This is a genomic window from Pectobacterium sp. CFBP8739 (assembly GCF_013449375.1).
Classification (GTDB): Bacteria; Pseudomonadota; Gammaproteobacteria; order Enterobacterales; family Enterobacteriaceae; genus Pectobacterium.
In genome coordinates, this window is sequence record NZ_JACDRR010000020.1 from 100,811 (window position 1) to 119,949 (window position 19,139).

Below are 19,139 nucleotides of genomic sequence, written 5' to 3' on the forward strand. Positions count from 1 at the left end.
ATCCATGTTGCGTGTACTAAAAAGAGACTATCGTCTTGTAATTGATTACCTAAGTCTACGCCTCTGTCGAAGGTTTGTGCTAGCGACACGTTTCATTACCGTAGGCGTCAACGTGACCTGTTGTTGATAGGAAAGAATACGATAGAAAAAAACATGATAGGAAAAGCAGCATCGGACGCCAAAACAGCACGTCCGATGCGAGTACCGCTAACGTAGTGGTTTACTCCCCACGCAGCGCGGTAGCAGGTGATTGACGGTAAGACAACATCGCCGGAATCGTGAGGACGACAGCGGCGACCAGCAACAGGAGCAGAACGAAATGGAGGTCTTCCCATTCCAACGTCACTGGCAGGACGAAACCGCTTTTCTCGCTCATGACCACCGCAATCGCACGGGCGGCAAGGTAGCCCAGACCGACACCCAGCAGTACGCCGACACTCACCAGCGACATCAGTCCGCTCCAAATCAGCGTGAAAATGCCGTAGCGCGGTGCGCCAAAGGCACGCAGTGCGCCGATCTGTTTCTGCCGCTGACGCAGATGAATCACCGCCACCATCGCCACCGCGACGCCCACTAATCCCTGTGTTCCCAGTGAGATATAGGTCAGCAATTCACGAATGTCGCCCAGCATCGAGTAGAGTTTCACCAGCACTTCACCGGGGAACACCGCCAGCGTCGTGTTGCTGCGATACAGCGACCGCAACTGATAGGCACCTGCAATGGTTTTCGGTTTCACCACAATCGCGGGCAATCCCGCCTGATGCACATGGTCGTGCTCTTCTGCCTCGTCGTGATCATCGGCATGCGGCTCGCCTTCTGCATGTGCTGTTTCCTGCTTATCATGCTCGTCATGCGCATCGTCCGCGCCATGTGGTGGATGGATGCCATGTACCCGCCATACCGCGTTCACCGGCACCAGAATCGCTTTATCCCACGCGCTGCCGTCAGCAGGTAACACGCCGACCACGGTGTAGGTGACGTCATCGTGCGCATGTGCCCCTTCCGTCCCCACCTGACCATGAATCGGGCTGAACGTGCTCCCCACTCTCAGCCCCGTTTGCTCGCCGACTACGGCTTCAAAGTCATCGTTGAACACGCGTCCGGCGATGAGCTGCCGCTTACCGTTATCCGTAACCAGCGGTGGCGTGGTACCGACAATCGGCATTCCCTGATAGAAATCACCAAACGCGACCGGGGCCGCCCAGGCCACCAGCGGGTTCTTTTCCAGATCGGCCAGCACCTGCGCAGGAATCAGCGTCAGCGCGGACGGTTGCAAAAACACAGATGACAGCACCAGTTGGGTTTCACTCCCCGGCGCGCCGATCACCAAATCGAAACGGTCAGCGGCTTTGGCACTGCCCATGCGCAACGCCCTTTCTTGCAAGCTCACCGAAATACTTAATGCTGTCGCCACCGCGATCAGTAATACCACGACCAGCACACCCGGCCAGAGCCGACGCCAGTCGATCCAAATAAGACGCCATGGAATCATGTACGACCCTCCTGATACGGCGTGTCCGCCACAAGGCGCCCTTTTTCCAGTTTAATACAGCGCGACATCTGTGAAGCCAGACGCGCATCGTGCGTAATGGCAATAAGCGTGGCGCGATTCTCACGCGCTAGCGTCACCAGCAGATCGGCAATCTGCTCGCCGCTCTGCGCATCCAGACTGGCTGTTGGTTCATCGGCGACGATGATGTCGGGCTGGCTGAGCAACGCTCTCGCGACGGCAACCCGCTGCTTCTCGCCGCGTGATAGCACTTCAATAGGACGTTTCGCGGTATTCAGCCCCACCTGTGCCAGCAAATCCGCTGCCCGCTGCCTGAGCGACGCGGGTATCCGCCAGTGGTGAAACTGTGCAGGCAACAAGACGTTCTCCAACGCATTCAGACCGGGAAAAAGGTGGAAATCCTGCATCACCAACCCAATATGCTGTGCCCGCCAGCGGTCACGTTCCGCTTCGTTCATCTGCCAAATATCCTGCTTTTCCCACTGTACACAGCCCGTTCCGCTGTGATCCATCCCAGTAATGGCATTCACCAGTGTGGTTTTGCCAGAACCGGAAGGACCCATCACCGCGACCCGCTCACCAGACCGAATAGATAACGCGGGAATATCCAGCACGGCCTCGGATGTATCCGGGAAGGTCACACTTAGGTGTTGAATCAATAACTCCGCCATCAGCGCTCCTAAAGGGTATCGAACGTGGCTTCACGCAATCGCAGCAGGCTAACAAAACCTGTTTCAGGATCGGTCCACGATCCGTGCTCCAGCACGCCTTCTACCTCAATCATGGTGTTGTTCTGTACGAAAGTCTGACGTTTAGCGAGATAGACAACGACAATATCTTCAGGCCAGTCCGCATCAGACGAACAGAAGGGGCACAGCGCCATCGGCATTTTGGTTAAAACAAAGAATTGTGACTCCGCCTTGAGGGGCGGTGCCATAAAGCCGCGCATCTTGACCTGTTTACCGGAGAGCGCTTTGACATCATTGGAGAATTCCAGGCCCAGCACGCCGTAAGAGGCGTACAGCTTATCGAAGGAGAGTTCAGACTGCACGGCTTTCACTGGGGCAATACCGCCGAGAAGGAGGAGCACCAGCACCGCGCGCAGCCAGGAGAATAAAAGCGGGGTTGCCCCCGCTTTGCTGCATTTCGCATTATTCATCGCGTTATCGGATTACTTTTTGTCCTGCGGTTTCACCGCAAGCGCGTCCACAATCACTCGGAACAGGTCGGTGTTTTCCATGTAACCACGGATACGTTCTGCACCTGGGCCGCTCGCCTGAATCACCATATCGTCAACAGCATGAACGCCAGTATCGGAAGAGCGTGGCAGGATCCCTTCACGGAATACCGCACCCGGCACTTTCTCGTAGGCTTTGTTGGCAACGTATTGATCTTTTTCGTTCTTGATAGCAGGAACGAACTGGCCATCCAGCTTCGGACGGAACGTTTCGTAATAGTCAGGGAAGTTGTTGAAGAACACTGCCAGACGTTTTGAAACGTTCAGATCATCGGGATAGCCGTCTTTGTTAGCGTCTTTATAGTTCGGGTAGCCCGCTTCTTCATACACACCGATCTTCTCACGCATCTCGGTGCCCGGTTTGTCATCATCCACCGTACCGATGATAGACAGACCGTGCGTATGGTCACCTGCCACGACAATCATCGTATCTGGGTTTTTCTCAGCGAACTTTTTCGCGATAGCCACAGACTGATCCAACATGATGGTACTCATGAAAGCACGTTCCCAATCCAGCGGGTGCGAGGCCTTGTCAATCAATGCGGATTCCACCATCAGGAAGAAGCCGTCTTTGTTTTTGGACAGCACATCCAATGCTGCTTGCGTCATATCCGTCAGATCGGGTTGGTTCGGGAATTTCTTGGTCACGTCATTTTTCAGGAAACGGCGATCCAACACGCTATCCATATTGCTAGTATGGAACAGTCCCAGTAGCTTGGTGGCCTGCGCGGCATTTTTCTTCAGTGAATCCGCATCAGTCACCAGTGAGTAGCCCGCCTGCTGGAATTTCTCAACGTAGTTAGTTTCGTCTTTACGTTTTGAACCTGGCGTACTTTTCGGCAGGAAGTAGGCTGAGCCGCCGCCCAGCATGACAGTCGGCTGTACGTTGTAGAACATCTCAACGATTTCAGCTTTGTCCGCACGACGACGCGTGTGAGAGACGACCGCCGCTGGCGTGGCGTCCTCAAGTTCCGCATCGCTGACGACGCCGACAGACATCTTGGTAGAACGGGTTAACAGCTCACCCAGCGTTTCCTGCTTCGGGTGATCCAGTGAATTTTTGCTACGGCTGACGTACACACCCAGTGCGTTCACACCGGATTTGTGACCGGTCATGTAGGCGCTCATGGTGTTGGCGCTATCGGCCGCGATAGAGTCGGTACTGGACGTACCGGCAAACGCCATATATTGCAGGTCATCAATCGCCAGACGGCCGTCTGCCTTCCCTTCCGTTACGCCTTTAGACAGGATGCGCGCACCGGTGCGGTGTGCAACGGACAGGCCATCGCCGATGAACAGAATCACGTTCTTGGCTTTACGCGTACCGGACGCGGAATAAACCTCCCAGCTCACCTGTGTTTTTTTGCCTTTGGCTTCCGCTTCAACGACATATTTGCCTGCTTCTGGCAGGTTTACATCTCGCAGCCAGATCGTGGAGGCGTTGCCGCCGTCTTCGCGCTCAACAAACGAGGCCGTTTTGCCCAGCACCTGCTGGTAATCTTTGCCGTTGATCAGAATGCGGATATCTTCCGGCTTGAGCACTTCATCAAACTCGACTTTAAAATCGAATTTTCCGCCTGCCAGCATCGTGGCACGGTCAATGGGATAAATAGCCTGAGCCTGTACCATCCCCGGTAAAGCAGCAGAAATCAGTAAAGGCAGTAACCAGCGAGCTTTCATTATTATGTCCTTGGTTGCGTAGTTTGACAGGACATAACGTAGTTACCTTTTTTTACAGTTTGATGAATTTCACCATAAATTATTTCACTTATATCTAACCTATTCAGGCTTCTCTTTTAACGGCAAACGACGCCGAACAACGCCCAAGAACAGCGGCACGAAGAAAATAGTGAGGAAGGTTGCGGCCAGCATACCGCCGATCACCCCCGTTCCCACCGCCTGCTGGCTGGCCGAGCCCGCGCCGCTGCTGGTCGCTATCAGCTAAATCGTGGAAAAATTGAGGAGAAAATGTAAATTATCGTCGGCTAGGCCTGAGCGAACGCGATCACCTGTTCGGAAAAGGCCTCAGGGTGCGAGATAAACGGCGCATGCGCGGCTTTTGGCATCACCACCGAAGTTGAGTTCGGCCACTGGTCATCCAGCAATCGGGCAACCTTGCGCGGCACCAGCCCGTCTAACGCACCATAGAGCCGCAAGAACGGCACGACCAAGTCGGCTAACGGCTGACGTAAATCCGCTTCGCGCAAAATGGCCAACCCACCGTTTAGTACCTCGACGGACGGCATGGGCTGTTCCAGCACCACGCTTTTTAACAATCGGGCATCCTGCCGTGCGCTCTCCGTTCCCAGCGTTTGCAACGCCAGAAATCGCTCGACCGTACGCTGAAAATCTTCACTGAGCTGCTGCTGGAACCCCTGTAAGACGTCTGGCTTGATACCCGGCCAGCCATCCTGTGCGCTGAAACAGGGGGATGACGCCACGGTAATCAGCTTGTCCACCCGCGCAGGGGCGCACTGCGCAATCTGGCTGGCAACCAGTCCCCCCAGCGACCACCCTAGCCAGACGGCGTGTTCTGGTGCCTGCGCCAGCACGATATTCGCCATATCACTCAGCGACATTGCCCCAAATCCCTGACTTCTGCCATAGCCCGGCAGATCGACCAGATGCAGACGAAAATGCGGGGAGAGTCGCACAATCATGCTTTGCCATACCTGCGCATTCAATCCCCATCCGTGCAACAACACAAGATCCGTATTTCCTGCACCTTCGGTCTGCCAATACAACGCTGCCATCCGTTATCTTCCTTACTCAGGGAAAAACATTTTTAGGGAAAAATATGTTAACCATCACCGCCCGCTGCTGGCTATGTTTATTACCGCTTCATCGTAGTCGGCAAGGTATTTGCTCGTACTGCCAGCGCCATTTGCCGCGTCTGCCCGCCTGCTGCCCACGTTGTGGCTTGCCCTCCGGCGACACAACGCATCAGTGCGGGCGCTGCCTGCAAGACCCACCTCCCTGGCAATCACTCACCTTTATCAGTGACTACGTGCCGCCGCTTAACACGCTGCTGAAACAGTTTAAATTCCACGGTAAAACCGAGCTGGCAGCGGTGCTCGCCCGGCAGCTATTACTGCGCTGGCTGACGTCCTACCGCGAGCGAAAACTCACCAGACACGTTCGCCTGCTCCGTCCTGACCGGCTGTTCACCGTTCCCCTGCACCGGAACCGCCAGTGGTATCGTGGTTTCAACCAAACCGAGTTGCTCGCCCGTCCTCTCGCCCACTGGCTGGGTTGTGCTTACGATCCACGCGAATTGCAGCGCACGCGACGCACGCCGCTACAGCAAACGCTCAGCGCCAGCGCACGGCGTCGGAACCTACGGGGCGCATTCTCGTGTGACATTTCGTTGTCTGGGCAACAGGTGGTGTTACTGGATGATGTGGTGACGACAGGCAGCACTGCTGCGGAAATCAGCAGGCTACTGTTGGCTCAAGGTGCGGCAGGCGTTCAAGTTTGGTGTGTGTGCCGCACCTTGTAGTCGGGGGGAGGATGGGCGTATTATAACCGACAAGTGCAGTCAACTATTGAGCTTACTATTATGATCCGTATTACCGATGCTGCTCAGGAGCATTTCCTGAAACTGTTGGCAAAACAGGAAGAAGGCACACAGATTCGCGTATTTGTTATCAATCCAGGTACGCCGAACGCCGAGTGTGGCGTGTCTTACTGTCCGCCGGATGCGGTAGAAGCCAGCGATACCGAACTGAAGTTTGAAAAGATTTCCGCTTACGTAGACGAACTCAGCGCACCTTATCTGGAAGACGCTGAAATCGACTTCGTGACTGACCAGTTAGGTTCTCAGCTCACGCTGAAAGCGCCGAACGCCAAAATGCGTAAAGTGGACGACAGCGCCCCGCTGATGGAACGCGTCGAGTATGTGCTGCAATCGCAAATCAACCCACAGCTGGCTGGCCACGGCGGCCGCGTAACGCTGATGGAAATTACCGACGACGGCATGGCGATTCTGCAATTTGGTGGCGGCTGTAACGGCTGTTCGATGGTCGATTACACACTGAAAGAAGGGATCGAGAAAGAGCTACTGGAAAAATTCCCTGAGCTGAAAGGCGTGAGAGATCTCACCGAACATCAGCGCGGCGAACACTCCTACTATTAATTTTCCAATCCTCTAATCCTCTTTTCTACTGATTTCTCCTTCCGCTTCTTCCCCCACTCAGGGGAGGAAGCGTATTCGTCTTGGTTTAGGTTTTCTGCGTTTTCATCGGCCCGCCACGGCGCAAATCCATATCCCGAACCAGCCGTTCAAGGCAGCGGTCAGCGAAGATCGACTCTAGCGGGCGCGTAAGCTTGCGCCGCCAATTGGGGTATTCACGATTGGTGCCCGGCACATTGACCGGTGTCGCCATGTCCAGCCAGTCTTCCAGTTGGAACCCGACCAGTGCGCTTGCGCTATCGGCGACATAGCGATGAACACCGCGACTCAGCGGCGCGCCCATCGTCGTCAGCGCCGAGTTGCGGCCAACCCGCTGCGGCAATAGCCCGAATTCATGCAACGCGTTGAGCAGTCCCTGCTTCGCTTTCTCACGCTGCTGCATTTGTTCTTGCAGTAACGCTTCTGTCGGGTACAGCCCCAATTCCCGCCCCAGCGATAAATCCACGGTTTGCCAGTAGCCGCGTAGCGTCGGGAGATCGTGCGTCGTAATGGTTGTCATGGCCTGACGTGGGTAATCTTCCGGTGCGCGGAAGTGATTCTCCTCGTCCTTTTCAAAGAACAGCACTTTGTAAGAATAGATACCGTAATCATGCAGCTTGCTGACAATTTCCGGCGGCACCGTACCTAAATCCTCACCGATAATCAGGCAGCGATGACGCTGGCTTTCCAGCGCCAGTACCGCCAGCAGATCGTCGACCGGATAATGCACGTAAGCCCCGTTGCCCGCCGACTCCGCCTTGGGTATCCACCACAGACGCAAGAGCGCCATCACGTGGTCGAGTCGCAACGCGCCACAGTGCGCCATGTTGCTACGCAGGACGTCGATAAACGGTTGATAGCCACGTAGCTGAAGCATGGTGGGGTTCATCGGGGCAAGCTGCCAGTCTTGTCCCTGTGGCCCAAGCGGATCCGGCGGTGCGCCGATAGAAGCATCAAGGCAATAGAGCTGCCGTTCGTCCCAGGTTTCCGCGCCACCCTGTGCGACCCCAACGGCTAAATCGCGATACAGACCGAGCGGCAGGCCAAGCTGTTTACTGTGCGCATAGCACTCCGCCAGTTGCTCATGCGCCACCCATTGCAGCCAGCTGTAGAAGGTAATCTCATCGCTGTTTTCACGGCGGAATGACTTCACGGTTTCGCTGTGCACGTCATGGTAACTTGCTGGCCATTGGTGCCAGTCCGCGTAATTCTCACCCTGCTTTTTCAGGTAGGCCTGCAACGCATCAAACGTCGCCTGAAGTTGCAGGCTCTGCCCGCCGCTGACGACAAACTGGCGAAAGGCGCTAATACGCGGATCCAGCGCACTGCGCCTCGTAAAGTAGCGGAACGCCAGCCGCAAAGCGGTCAGTTTAAGCGCCGTCACCGGTTCATAATCGACCCAGCGCCCTGCCCGTAACGCGGCAACCGCGCTTTGTGTATCTTCACGGTGCCACCATGCCTGCGCTTCCTCGCTCTGCTGAAAATCATCAATGCGATTCACGTCGATATAAATGATGTTCAACCAGTGTCGGGAGGACGGACTGTAAGGGCTTGCGGCTTCTGGCTGTGCGGGATACAGCGAATGCAGCGGATTCAGCCCCACAAAGGCACCGCCGCGTCGGGCAATTTGCTCAACCAGTTGGCGCAGGTCGCCAAAGTCCCCGACGCCCCAGTTGTTCTGCGAGCGCAGGGTATAAAGCTGGACGGTCACACCCCACCAGCGTTTTCCCTGCTGTAAGGCTTCAGGCTCATAGCAGCGGTGCGGCGCGACAATAATGCGGCAGCTCCAGCGCTGATCAGCCTGCGTCAGCGTCAGGTGGTGGTAACCCAGCGGCAGCACGCCCGGCAGCGCCAACGTTGAGCCGCCCGTGATCTCTCCTTGAATTTGACCGCCGTTTTCATACATCAGCGTCCAGAGGAATTCACCGTGACCAGCAAGCTCAATGACCGCGTCCCTGCCCTGCAAAAAGACACGAACAGGCGGCAAGGGCGCATTGCCGCTGTCAGAAACGTCCATCATTGCCTGAATCTGGTTTCTGATTGCGGCCGCAACAATGTGCTCTTTGCCATAGGCATCGGTATAGCTTTCCGCGATGCCTGTCTGCTGGCTTGCCAGTTTATCCACCTTGAACACCCTCTCCTTTTCCTAACGATGCGCCTGCCAAATGCGCGTCTGGTAATCATGAATCGCCCGATCCGAACTGAACATCCCCATTTTGGCGGTATTCAACACACAGCGGCGCGTCCATTCATCCGGCTCACGGTAAAGCGCATCAACACGTTGCTGCACCTCGCAATACGGTGCGAAATCGGCCATTAACATATAGGGGTCTCCCAGCTTTAGCAGGCTATCTAACAACGGGGCAAACGCGTTTTTATCCCCCTGACTGAACGCGCCGCTCGCAAGTTCATTCAGCACTTCACGCAGCAGCGGCGTCACGGCAAGGTAGTCAGACGGCTCATAGCCCTGCGCCTGTAGCGCTTTGACCTGTTCGACGGTGTGACCAAAAATGAACAGATTGTCTTCACCGACCTGCTGTGCCATTTCCACATTCGCACCGTCCAGCGTGCCGACGGTCAACGCACCGTTCAGTGCCAGCTTCATGTTACCCGTGCCGGACGCCTCTTTACCTGCGGTTGAAATCTGCTCAGACACATCTGCGGCAGGGATCATCCGTTCGGCCAGTGATACGCGATAGTCCGGCGGGAAGACGACCTTCAGGCGATCGTTAACGCGGCGATCCTGATTAATGACCGTAGCGACCCGGTTAATGGCATAAATAATGTTTTTCGCTAATACATAGCCCGGCGCCGCTTTGGCACCGAACAAAAAGACGTGCGGCACTATATCCAGATGCGGATTGTCACGCAATTGACGATATAGCGCGAGGATATGCAGCAGATTCAAATGCTGGCGTTTGTACTCATGCAATCGCTTGATTTGCACATCAAACAGCGCGTGCGGATCGATCACGATGTCGTACTGCTGGCGCAGGTAGGTTGCCAACTGCGTTTTATTATCGGCCTTGATTTGTCGATAGCGCTCACGAAAGCCGGCATCGTCAGCATAGGGCTCCAGCCCTTTCAACGCGGGCAGATCATTCACCCACGGCGTGTGCAGCGTGTCGTCAATGAGCGCGGACAACGCCGGATTACACTGCTTTAGCCACCGGCGTGGTGTAATGCCGTTGGTGACGTTATGGAATTTGGTCGGCCACAGTTGGTGATATTCCGGGAACAGATCTTTCACCACCAGTTCCGAATGCAGTGCCGCCACGCCGTTGACCGCAAAGCAACTAACCACGCATAGGTTTGCCATGCGAATCTGACGCTGATGGCGAATCGCGAGTTTCGCCCACACCTGCCGATCGCCGGGCCACTTGTCCTCGACCTGCGCCTTAAACTGCGTATCAATTTGCCGGATGATCGACAGGTGGCGAGGTAGCAGGCGGCCAAACAGCCGTTCGTCCCAGCGCTCAAGTGCTTCCGGCATCAGCGTGTGGTTGGTATAGGCAAAGGTGCGTCCGGTTATCGACCAGGCTTCATCCCACGGTATCTGATGCTCATCCAGCAGCAGACGCATCAATTCGGGGATCGCCAACGTCGGGTGGGTATCATTAAGCTGGATGACTTCGTAATCCGGCAGCGTGGACAGCGCGCGACCCGCATTAAGATGACGGCGCAGAATGTCGGCTACCGAACAGGCACAGTGGAAATACTGCTGCATCAGGCGCAGGCGTTTGCCCGCCGCGTGATTGTCATTCGGATAGAGCACGCTGGTCAGGCTGCTGGCGGAAATGCCCGCCTGAGCCGCGCGCAGATAGTGCCCTTCGTTGAATAGCGTCAAATCAAACGGATCGCGATGCGTCGCGCGCCACAGACGCAGCGGCTGTGCGGCGCCGTTGTGATAGCCAATCACCGGCAGGTCACAGGCTTCGCCTCTGAAAACGGTATCCGGCAGCCAGCGCAGGGTGCCGTCCGTCTGGGGTTGCAGACGCCCGCCAAACCCGACATCCACCGCCAGCTCCGCACGCGGTACAAACCACGGATAGGCGTCGCGCTGCCAGTCATCGGCGGTTTCTTGCTGCTTTTCTTGCGCAAAGTGCTGGCGAAACAGCCCGTATTGGTAGTTAAGGCCGTAACCCGTTGCAGGCTGCCCCACCGTGGCCATCGAATCCAGAAAGCAGGACGCCAGCCGACCTAGCCCACCATTGCCTAAACCCGGATCGGTTTCCTGTTCGAGGATATCGCTCAAATTCAGCCCCTGCTCCGTCAACACGGCAGCCACCGCGTCATACCATCCCAGATTCAGCAGGTTGTTGCCCGTCAGACGACCGGGCAGAAACTCCATCGACAGATAGTTCACATGGCGCTGAGGCGTATGAGCAGTGGACGGCGTTGGCGACGCAGTATGCATCAGCAATTGCTCAGACAGCGCCAGGCTGACGGCACGCCAGCACTGTACTGGCGTCATCGCGTTAAGCAACGTGACGCCAGCGAGTCGCTGTTGGCGTCGCAGCGCGGCAGCAAATTCTGCGGCATCAAAGGCGACAGCAGGATGAGCGGAAGAAACGGGCTGCGTTAAAGCATCTGGCTTTTTTGCAGCCGCTGAACGTTTTGACGATCCGGATACTTTTGCAGAACCCGACGTTCTTAAAGAATCTGACTTTTTTGTTGAATCTGACATCGTGCCTCCTCCGTTGTCCATCATGGAAAAGGCACATCGGGTTCAACACAACTCCAACTGTACCTTATGTTGTTCAATGATTTTCAGTACGCTGGCTGGTGGTGACTGATCGGTAAAAAGATAGTCGATCAAATCCATGTTGCCCAAATTCACCATCGCATTACGGCCGAATTTGGAATGATCCGTCACCAGCATGACGCAGCGAGAATTTTCAATAATCGCCCGTTTTGTGCGCACTTCATGGTAATCAAACTCCAGTAATGATCCATCCATGTCAATACCGCTGATACCCAAAATGCCGAAATCCAGACGGAACTGAGAGATAAAATCCAGCGTCGCCTCGCCCATGATACCGCCATCACGGGTACGCACTTCACCACCGGCCAAAATCAGGCGAAAATCCTCTTTTGCCGTCAGCAGCGTTGCCACGTTCAGGTTATTGGTCACCACGCGCAGATCCCTATGTTGCATGAGCGCATAGGCCACCGCTTCAGGCGTGGTGCCGATATCGATAAACAAGGTGGCACCGTCTGGAATCTGGCTCGCGACTCGACGAGCAATACGCGCTTTTTCGTCCGACCACATCATTTTGCGGTCATGGTAGGCCGTATTCACTGAACTGGACGGCAACGCCGCGCCGCCGTGGTGGCGATGGATTTTATTCTGCTCAGCTAAATCGTTCAGATCGCGACGGATGGTTTGCGGGCTCACCGCAAAATGATCCACTAGCTCTTCAGTGCTGACATAGCCTTGCCGACGCACCAGTTCAATAATGGCGTCATGCCGTTGTGTCTGCTTCACATTAATCCCCTAAGACGCCTCAGTTTACCGAGGGTTTGTTTTATTATACGTGTCCCAAAAGGCCATCAATAGCCCGACAACCAGTCCGGCCACATGCGCCGCGTTCGCGATCGACATACCTAAAATATCGAAATATCCCGCGACCAGCCACAGTAAAGCGAAGGCCATCAGACTGCGCGGCATCGATAAGTCGCCATCTGGCTCCCTTTCCCCGCGCAGCCAGACGTAGCCCATCAGGGCATAAACTACGCCAGACAGACCACCGAAATGGGTGCCGCTAAACCAGGACTGCGCCCAGCCGCTCACCAGCGCGGAAACCAGCGTGATGACCAACAACTTTCCGGTTCCCAGCACTTTTTCAACCGGGCCGCCCAGATACCACCACCACATCAGATTGAACAAAATGTGCAGCAGGGAAAAGTGCAACAAAGCATGGCTGAACCAGCGCCACACCTCTATCTGTTGTCCCTCAGCCGGGAATGCCAGCCACGTCATCACGCTCTCATAGCCCGAGATTTGCATCAGGATGAACACCGCGATCGTCACGACCATCAGGGAGAGCGTCAGCGGGCCTGCTTTTTGCTTCAGCGTTTGCAGGTAAGAGTAACGTTGGTATTGAATACCGGTGTCCATCGATCCGGTTTGCCAACTGGCCGCCAAATAGCGCGGGTTCGTCGGGTCACGCAGAAAAATCTCCAGCGCTTCCTGAACCTTACCGAGTTGGGTTTCATCCTCCAGCCATAGCTCAGCGTCATGCCCCTGAGGCCGCATTTCCAGATGAACCTGCTGCGTACACATGTAATCAACAAATGCCTGAGCCAGACGCGGGTTGGAGAGAGCAATAACACGGATTGTCATAACAGGAAGCGCCAGCGAGTGGGGTGAGTAAGAAACATGATAATAAAAATGCTAATTGTCATGCGTTCAGGCCTGCGCCTGCGTGTCTTGCGGGTAACGATTCTGCCAGGCTTCAAAGCCACCATCGATACTGTACACCGCATCGAACCCCAGGCTAATCAGGTACTGTGCTGCATTACGGCTACTAATGCCGTGGTAGCACATCACCATGACCGGTGCTTCGAGGTCAGCGCCGCGCACAAAGTCAGACAGCGTTTCGTTTGTCAGGTGCATCGCGCCGGGAACATGGGCCACCGCAAAACTCTGTGGATCGCGAATATCAACAACAACGCCGCCTTCCTGCCAGCGGGAGTAGGCTTGCTCAAGACTAATAGCTTCAAATTGTTCCATCGAAAATGACAACCTTGTTAATAATAGACAGGATGTTTGTAACCACTGACGTCATGGCAACCCGAGGCGTCATTGTAACTCGCCTTCAGCGGCATAAAACCTATGTGACTATAAGGTTATTTATAAAAACAGTGCTTCACTAGCGCAAAGTGTGACGACAAAACAGCACAACCCCAACCCAATCCCCTAATGCCGATCGTTTAAGCATCGAGATACATGGGGTGGCCACAGGGGTGAGGCCTCCCTGCGGGAACCTTCCCCTGTGTTTCCCCTAATAACGGGCTTAAGTGACCAGTATTAGCCCAATACCCCTTACTTTAATGTGACAATTATCATCATATTGTTAGCTTCATCACGCATAAATGTTTTTATTTGGTTAACCATTGGCTGATTTGTTTGTTTTCGATTATTATAATGCTCGAAAACGAACATTTTGATTTATTCGAGGGTGGAGGAAGAAGCGTGGAAACCAAAGATCTCATCGTTATCGGCGGCGGAATTAACGGTGCAGGCATCGCCGCAGATGCGGCTGGACGGGGGTTATCAGTCCTGTTGTTGGAAGCGCAGGATCTTGCCTGTGCCACGTCCTCCGCCAGCTCCAAGCTGATTCACGGCGGCCTGCGTTACCTTGAGCACTATGAGTTTCGTTTGGTCAGCGAAGCGCTGTCAGAGCGCGAAACGCTGCTGAAAATGGCTCCGCACATTATTTTCCCGATGCGCTTTCGTTTGCCTCATCAACCGCACCTACGCCCAGCTTGGATGATTCGCATCGGCCTGTTCATGTACGACAACATTGGCAAACGCGTCAGCCTGCCTGCCAGTAAGGGATTGAAATTCGGCGCAGATTCTGTGCTTAAGCCAGAACTGAAGCAAGGCTTTGAATATTCAGACTGCTGGGTAGACGATGCGCGTCTGGTGGTGTTAAACGCGCAGGAAGTGGCAAAACGTGGTGGTGAAGTTCGTACCCGCACCAAAGTCACCCGCGCACGTCGTGAGCAAGGCGTGTGGATTGTGGATGCAGTTGATTCACTAACCGGTGAAACCTTCACCTGGCGCGCCAAAGGCCTGGTGAACGCCACCGGCCCGTGGGTGAAAGAATTCTTTGATGACGGCCTGCAACTGAAATCGCCTTACGGCATTCGTTTGATCAAGGGCAGCCACATCGTGGTACCAAAAGTTCATAACCAGCCGCAGGCGTACATTCTGCAAAACAAAGATCACCGTATTGTGTTCGTGATCCCGTGGCAGGATGACTACTCAATCATCGGTACGACCGACGTGGAATACAAAGGCAATCCACACGATGTGAAGATCGACGATAACGAAGTCGGCTACCTGCTGGATGTGTATAACGACCATTTCAAACAGCAGTTGACGCGTGACGACATCGTCTGGACTTACTCTGGTGTGCGTCCACTGTGTGATGACGAGTCCGATTCTCCGCAGGCAATTACCCGTGATTACACGCTGTCTGTCGATGATGATAACGGTCAGGCTCCACTGCTTTCCGTGTTTGGCGGCAAGCTGACGACGTACCGTAAGTTGGCAGAACACGCGCTGGAGAAGCTGCACAAATACTATCCACAAGCGGGTAAAGCCTGGACGAAAGATGCAGTATTGCCGGGTGGTGATATCGCTGGCACGCGTGATGACTACGCCGCCGCGCTGCGTCGTCGTTTCAACCTGCCGGAATCACTGGCGCGCCGTTACAGCCGCACCTACGGTTCAAACAGCGAGCTGGTTCTGACCAACGTGAAAGGCCTGAGCGACCTAGGTGAAGATTTCGGTCATGACCTGTATGAAGCGGAGCTGCGCTACCTGGTCGAGAAAGAGTGGGCCGTCACACTGGACGACGTTATCTGGCGCCGCACCAAGCTGGGCATGCGCCTGAATGACGCACAGAAACAACGTATCAGCGACTGGCTGGCAAACCATTACCAGCAGATGGCGAAAGCGGGTTAATTGCTCCAGCCTCTACTTCTCGATCAGGCCTCCTGATCGAGAAGCCTTCCTACTATAAATAGTAGACGTCTAACATCCGCAACATACTCTTATCGCACCCGGTTCCTCGATGAGGATTGAATCTTTTTGATTCGCTCTCTAATTTATTCACCATGAGATTATTTCAATATTAATCAATTGGCTTGCTTAGTTTTAGTCCTTTTTTGTGCTATTGACTCTGAAAAAATCTTGTTATCCTTTACGCGTACTTTCTTAAAAGGAATAGCGTCAAAGATGCCACATGGAACGTTTTCATTACTCTTCACACCGCTTCAACCCTGCAACCTTATTGTCTCCCACGACGTGAACACACCGACTCTCTGCTCAACCTAAATGTTTTGCGCTTTTCATACACGCTGCGTTTTTAGCCAACATGGCATCTTATCAACGTAACGCCTTATCAACATAAACGTTGGCGTGAGCAGACTCAGACCACAGCTCAGGTTTTCATTTTAATCAGGATAGCGACGTGCCGCTCCGGGAGAACCCGAGGCGTGCGGTAGCCATGGCAACGGCGAAGGAAGAAGGAGAGGACGGGTGGCAAACAGTACAGGATTACAGTTCACCGTAAAGGTCGGTGCCCTGGAAGCAGGCACTTTCGCGGTGGTGGATTTCAGGCTGGATGAAGGGCTGAGCCGGCCTTTCAGTCTGTCTCTGGGTCTGGCGAGCGCGTTGCAGGATGTGGATTTCGGCGCGGTGCTGGACCAGCCGTGCGAGCTGATGATTTGGTATGAAGGCGAACTGAAGCGTCGGCTCAGCGGGATTGTCAGTGGCTTCACGCAGGGCGATACCGGATTTCGGCGCACGCGCTATCAGATGGAAGTCCGTCCGGCGCTGTGGCGGCTGGGATTACGCACCAACGCCCGTATCTTTCAGGCGCAGAAGCCGGAAGCGATTATCGGTGCGCTGCTGGAAGAAGCCGGGATTACCGACTACGCCTTTGCGTTGCGTAACGAGCACGCAGTGCGCGAATACTGCGTGCAGTATCGGGAAAGTGATTTAGCCTTTATCACCCGGCTGGCCGCTGAGGAGGGAATGTACTTCTTCCACGAATACGAAGAGGGAAAACACCGCGTGGTGTTTGCCGACGATGCGGGTGCGCTGACCAAAGGCCCCGAGCTGTTCTTCAATCTGGCGACGCAGGGACTGAGTGAAGGCGAATATGTCCGGCGTTTCCACTACGCAGAGCGGGTGAGCACATCGGACGTGGAGCTGAAGGACTACAGCTTCAAGACGCCAGCTTACGGGCTGTCGCACAAGAAGATGAGCGGCGAGCTGGCGCATCAGCGTGAAAGCTATCAGCACTACGACTATCCGGGTCGCTATAAGCAAGACCCGAGCGGTAAGGCATTCAGCGGCTACCGGCTGGATGCGCTGCGCTCAGGGGCGGTAACGAGCGAAGGGGAATCCAACTGCGCCGGGCTGATGCCGGGTAACACCTTCACGCTGACGGAGCATCCGAATACGACGTTGAATGCGGTGTGGCAGACGGTGAGCGTGACGCACGTCGGGCAGCAGCCGCAGGCGCTGGAAGAGGAAAGCGGCGGCGAACCGACGACCATGAGCAACAGTTTTGCCGTGGTGAAAGGCACGACGACATGGCGCGCAGCCATGCCCTACAAACCGATGGTGGACGGCCCGCAAATCGCCACCGTCGTCGGCCCGACGGGGGAAGAAATCTACTGCGACCAGTATGGTCGGGTAAAACTGCAATTCCCGTGGGATCGCTACGGTGCGAGCAATGACCAGAGCTCCTGCTGGGTGCGCGTCAGTCAGGGCTGGGCGGGCGGCCAGTACGGCATGATCGCCATCCCGCGTATCGGCCATGAAGTGATCGTCAGCTTCCTTGAAGGCGATCCGGATCAGCCGATTGTGACCGGGCGTACTTTCCACGTCACCAATCCGTCCCCCTATCCGCTGCCCGCTAACAAAACGCGCACCACGCTTCGCTCCAAGACTCACAAAGGCAAAGGATTTAACGAACTCAGCTTTGAGGATGCGACCGATAACGAAGAGATCTTCCTTCACGCCCAGAAAAATATGGCAGTGCGGGTGCTCAATTCCAAAGATGAGCGCGTGGACTATAACCGCACAACAAGCATCGGACATGATGAAGAGCTGGTGGTCGCCAACGATCGTAAAGTCACGGTAGAAGGCAATCAGGATCACAAAACCACAGGCAATCATTTATCGCTGACCGAAGGCGATCGGGGCACACAGGTTAAGGGCGATCTGACGCAGAAAATCAGCGGCGTATTCAGCGTGGACAGCAACGGTGATCTAACGCTGCAAAGCGGCAGCAAATTAACGCTAAGAGTCGGAGGCAGCTTTGTGGTTATCCACGCCGGCGGGGTGGACATCAAAGGACCGGCGATTAACCTGAACTCAGGCGGCAGCCCGGGCGATGTGGCACTCCCTGCCGATCCGGCGATATTGAAAGCGGCCGCTGCCGCAGGGACGATGTTTGTCGCGCACTGTCCGGCAAAGGAGAAAGAAAACCGTGAGTGAGATAACACGCTGGGCAATAGTGGATGCAGCGGTAGAGCCTGAATTATTTTCGATGCTGGAACAATTAGATCCACCCCATGCCAGTTTATACGCGGAGCCAGTACCGGAAGATATTGGGCGATTGGCACCGCACCTGGTGCAGGTAGATGACAGGGTCTTTCACTGGCTGAATCGAAGGAAAACACCTTGGGGTATCTTGTTGGAAACAACGTCTGAGATGAAAGTATTGCGGCAACACTTGCGTAAATATCTACATGTACAGATCCCCAATGAAGAAAAACCTGTATTTTTCCGTTTTTATGATCCGAGAAATATTTGGTCTTTTTGCGATGTGATGACGGAGTGGGAACTGTTCTGCTTCATGGGGCCAATCGAAAAAATCATGACCATTTATGATGGAGTACTACGAGAAGAGACGTTTAATTCCGTTCGTGCTCAGTTTCCTCTCACAGCTAAGAGCAGGATGAAACTTCTAAAATTTAGTCAATCACAACTTGATGTTCTCAATAACTACTCCGAAGTGAGATATATTGATGAGGTTTTTTCTAAAATACTTGTTAAATATAAAGAAAAAATACATCACATTTCTCACAGCAGTAACCAAAGTGATCCTGAAAAGGATTTTTATTTCTATAAAGACTCTCAGGAAAACTCGACAACTTTCTCAGTAAAACATATTGTCAGTGAGTGTTATTATTTTTGTAAAGAGCATAACATTAATGATGACCGCTCAATTCGTGAGTTAATTCATTTGTTAATAGAAAAGGATTATTATTCATTAGAACAAGCCCCTGAATTTTGGCGGGATTCTTTGCTCCGTGAAGAATTACCTGGTTACTATCGTGTTAGTAATTTATTAAAAGATGTTCTAGATGAATATTCTGCTTGAGAGGGATAGGCATGACTGGAGCATCGTACTTATCCACGGTTGAGTGGGCGTATAAAGTGCGGTAATTTTGACGAAAGGACTTGTGTC

Annotated in this window: 15 protein-coding genes and 1 pseudogene; 5 read left to right on the forward strand and 11 right to left on the reverse strand. The window is 54.3% G+C overall.

The window, feature by feature from the left end:
- Nucleotides 1-220: 220 nt before the first annotated feature.
- The 6 genes and pseudogenes from H0247_RS15205 to bioH form a co-directional block, all read right to left on the reverse strand.
- Nucleotides 221-1,492, reverse strand: coding sequence for an FtsX-like permease family protein (locus tag H0247_RS15205; protein WP_180743292.1), 1,272 nt, complete (start codon nt 1,490-1,492; stop codon nt 221-223).
- The gene (locus H0247_RS15210; RefSeq protein WP_180743293.1) at nt 1,489-2,181 is read right to left on the reverse strand and encodes an ABC transporter ATP-binding protein; all 693 of its coding nucleotides are present in this window, start codon (nt 2,179-2,181) and stop codon (nt 1,489-1,491) included. The genes H0247_RS15205 and H0247_RS15210 overlap by 4 nt, the downstream gene beginning before the upstream one ends.
- 8 nt (nt 2,182-2,189) lie before the next feature.
- Nucleotides 2,190-2,669 (reverse strand): hypothetical protein, encoded by a 480-nt coding sequence (locus H0247_RS15215; RefSeq protein ID WP_180743294.1) that lies wholly within the window; start codon nt 2,667-2,669, stop codon nt 2,190-2,192.
- Nucleotides 2,670-2,681: 12 nt separating this feature from the next.
- On the reverse strand, nt 2,682-4,427 hold the full coding sequence (locus H0247_RS15220; RefSeq protein WP_180743295.1) for an alkaline phosphatase: 1,746 nt from the start codon (nt 4,425-4,427) through the stop codon (nt 2,682-2,684).
- A 99-nt stretch (nt 4,428-4,526) separates the two neighbouring features.
- Nucleotides 4,527-4,685 (reverse strand): annotated as a pseudogene (locus tag H0247_RS15225) (efflux RND transporter permease subunit); the annotation flags it as partial.
- A gap of 47 nt (nt 4,686-4,732) precedes the next feature.
- Nucleotides 4,733-5,500 carry a pimeloyl-ACP methyl ester esterase BioH gene (gene bioH / locus H0247_RS15230; RefSeq protein WP_180743296.1) on the reverse strand — a complete coding sequence of 256 codons (768 nt, stop codon included), beginning with the start codon at nt 5,498-5,500 and terminating at the stop codon, nt 4,733-4,735.
- Between the two features lie 44 nt (nt 5,501-5,544).
- Here bioH and gntX point away from each other — a divergent pair, with 44 nt between their 5' ends.
- The gene (gene gntX / locus H0247_RS15235) at nt 5,545-6,246 is read left to right on the forward strand and encodes a DNA utilization protein GntX (RefSeq protein ID WP_180743297.1); all 702 of its coding nucleotides are present in this window, start codon (nt 5,545-5,547) and stop codon (nt 6,244-6,246) included.
- Nucleotides 6,247-6,306: 60 nt separating this feature from the next.
- A complete protein-coding gene (gene nfuA / locus H0247_RS15240) occupies nt 6,307-6,882 on the forward strand; it encodes a Fe-S biogenesis protein NfuA (protein ID WP_180743298.1) in 576 nt (191 codons plus the stop codon).
- Nucleotides 6,883-6,967: 85 nt separating this feature from the next.
- On the opposite strand, the gene malQ is transcribed toward nfuA, so the two are convergent.
- From malQ to glpE, 5 genes are all read right to left on the reverse strand, one after another.
- Nucleotides 6,968-9,052 carry a 4-alpha-glucanotransferase gene (gene malQ, locus H0247_RS15245; protein WP_180743299.1) on the reverse strand — a complete coding sequence of 695 codons (2,085 nt, stop codon included), beginning with the start codon at nt 9,050-9,052 and terminating at the stop codon, nt 6,968-6,970.
- A 12-nt stretch (nt 9,053-9,064) separates the two neighbouring features.
- A complete protein-coding gene (gene malP / locus H0247_RS15250; RefSeq protein WP_180743300.1) occupies nt 9,065-11,605 on the reverse strand; it encodes a maltodextrin phosphorylase in 2,541 nt (846 codons plus the stop codon).
- Between the two features lie 42 nt (nt 11,606-11,647).
- Complete coding sequence (locus H0247_RS15255) at nt 11,648-12,406, reverse strand: DeoR/GlpR family transcriptional regulator (RefSeq protein WP_180743301.1); 759 nt, start codon at nt 12,404-12,406, stop codon at nt 11,648-11,650.
- A 24-nt stretch (nt 12,407-12,430) separates the two neighbouring features.
- Nucleotides 12,431-13,264 (reverse strand): rhomboid family intramembrane serine protease GlpG, encoded by an 834-nt coding sequence (gene glpG / locus H0247_RS15260; protein WP_180743302.1) that lies wholly within the window; start codon nt 13,262-13,264, stop codon nt 12,431-12,433.
- Between the two features lie 66 nt (nt 13,265-13,330).
- A complete protein-coding gene (gene glpE, locus H0247_RS15265) occupies nt 13,331-13,654 on the reverse strand; it encodes a thiosulfate sulfurtransferase GlpE (RefSeq protein ID WP_180743303.1) in 324 nt (107 codons plus the stop codon).
- Between the two features lie 462 nt (nt 13,655-14,116).
- On the opposite strand from glpE, the gene glpD reads away from it, so the two are divergent.
- The 3 genes from glpD (at nt 14,117) to H0247_RS15280 (ending at nt 19,052) form a co-directional block, all read left to right on the forward strand.
- Entirely contained in the window at nt 14,117-15,616 is a 1,500-nt protein-coding gene (gene glpD / locus H0247_RS15270; RefSeq protein WP_180743304.1) for a glycerol-3-phosphate dehydrogenase, read from the forward strand.
- Nucleotides 15,617-16,192: 576 nt separating this feature from the next.
- Nucleotides 16,193-18,163 carry a type VI secretion system tip protein VgrG gene (tssI, locus tag H0247_RS15275; protein WP_180743305.1) on the forward strand — a complete coding sequence of 657 codons (1,971 nt, stop codon included), beginning with the start codon at nt 16,193-16,195 and terminating at the stop codon, nt 18,161-18,163.
- Nucleotides 18,156-19,052 carry a DUF4123 domain-containing protein gene (locus tag H0247_RS15280; protein ID WP_180743306.1) on the forward strand — a complete coding sequence of 299 codons (897 nt, stop codon included), beginning with the start codon at nt 18,156-18,158 and terminating at the stop codon, nt 19,050-19,052. Before tssI ends, H0247_RS15280 begins: the two co-directional genes overlap by 8 nt.
- The last annotated feature ends 87 nt before the right edge of the window (nt 19,053-19,139 follow it).

Bases quoted from the DNA above. Each gene is read 5' to 3' on its own strand.
- H0247_RS15205 (WP_180743292.1), bottom strand. From the start codon at position 1,492: ATGATTCCATGGCGTCTTATTTGGATCGACTGGCGTCGGCTCTGGCCG.
- H0247_RS15210 (WP_180743293.1), bottom strand. From the start codon at position 2,181: ATGGCGGAGTTATTGATTCAACACCTAAGTGTGACCTTCCCGGATACA.
- H0247_RS15215 (WP_180743294.1), bottom strand. From the start codon at position 2,669: ATGAATAATGCGAAATGCAGCAAAGCGGGGGCAACCCCGCTTTTATTC.
- H0247_RS15220 (WP_180743295.1), bottom strand. From the start codon at position 4,427: ATGAAAGCTCGCTGGTTACTGCCTTTACTGATTTCTGCTGCTTTACCG.
- bioH (WP_180743296.1), bottom strand. From the start codon at position 5,500: ATGGCAGCGTTGTATTGGCAGACCGAAGGTGCAGGAAATACGGATCTT.
- gntX (WP_180743297.1), top strand. From the start codon at position 5,545: ATGTTAACCATCACCGCCCGCTGCTGGCTATGTTTATTACCGCTTCAT.
- nfuA (WP_180743298.1), top strand. From the start codon at position 6,307: ATGATCCGTATTACCGATGCTGCTCAGGAGCATTTCCTGAAACTGTTG.
- malP (WP_180743300.1), bottom strand. From the start codon at position 11,605: ATGTCAGATTCAACAAAAAAGTCAGATTCTTTAAGAACGTCGGGTTCT.
- glpG (WP_180743302.1), bottom strand. From the start codon at position 13,264: ATGACAATCCGTGTTATTGCTCTCTCCAACCCGCGTCTGGCTCAGGCA.
- glpE (WP_180743303.1), bottom strand. From the start codon at position 13,654: ATGGAACAATTTGAAGCTATTAGTCTTGAGCAAGCCTACTCCCGCTGG.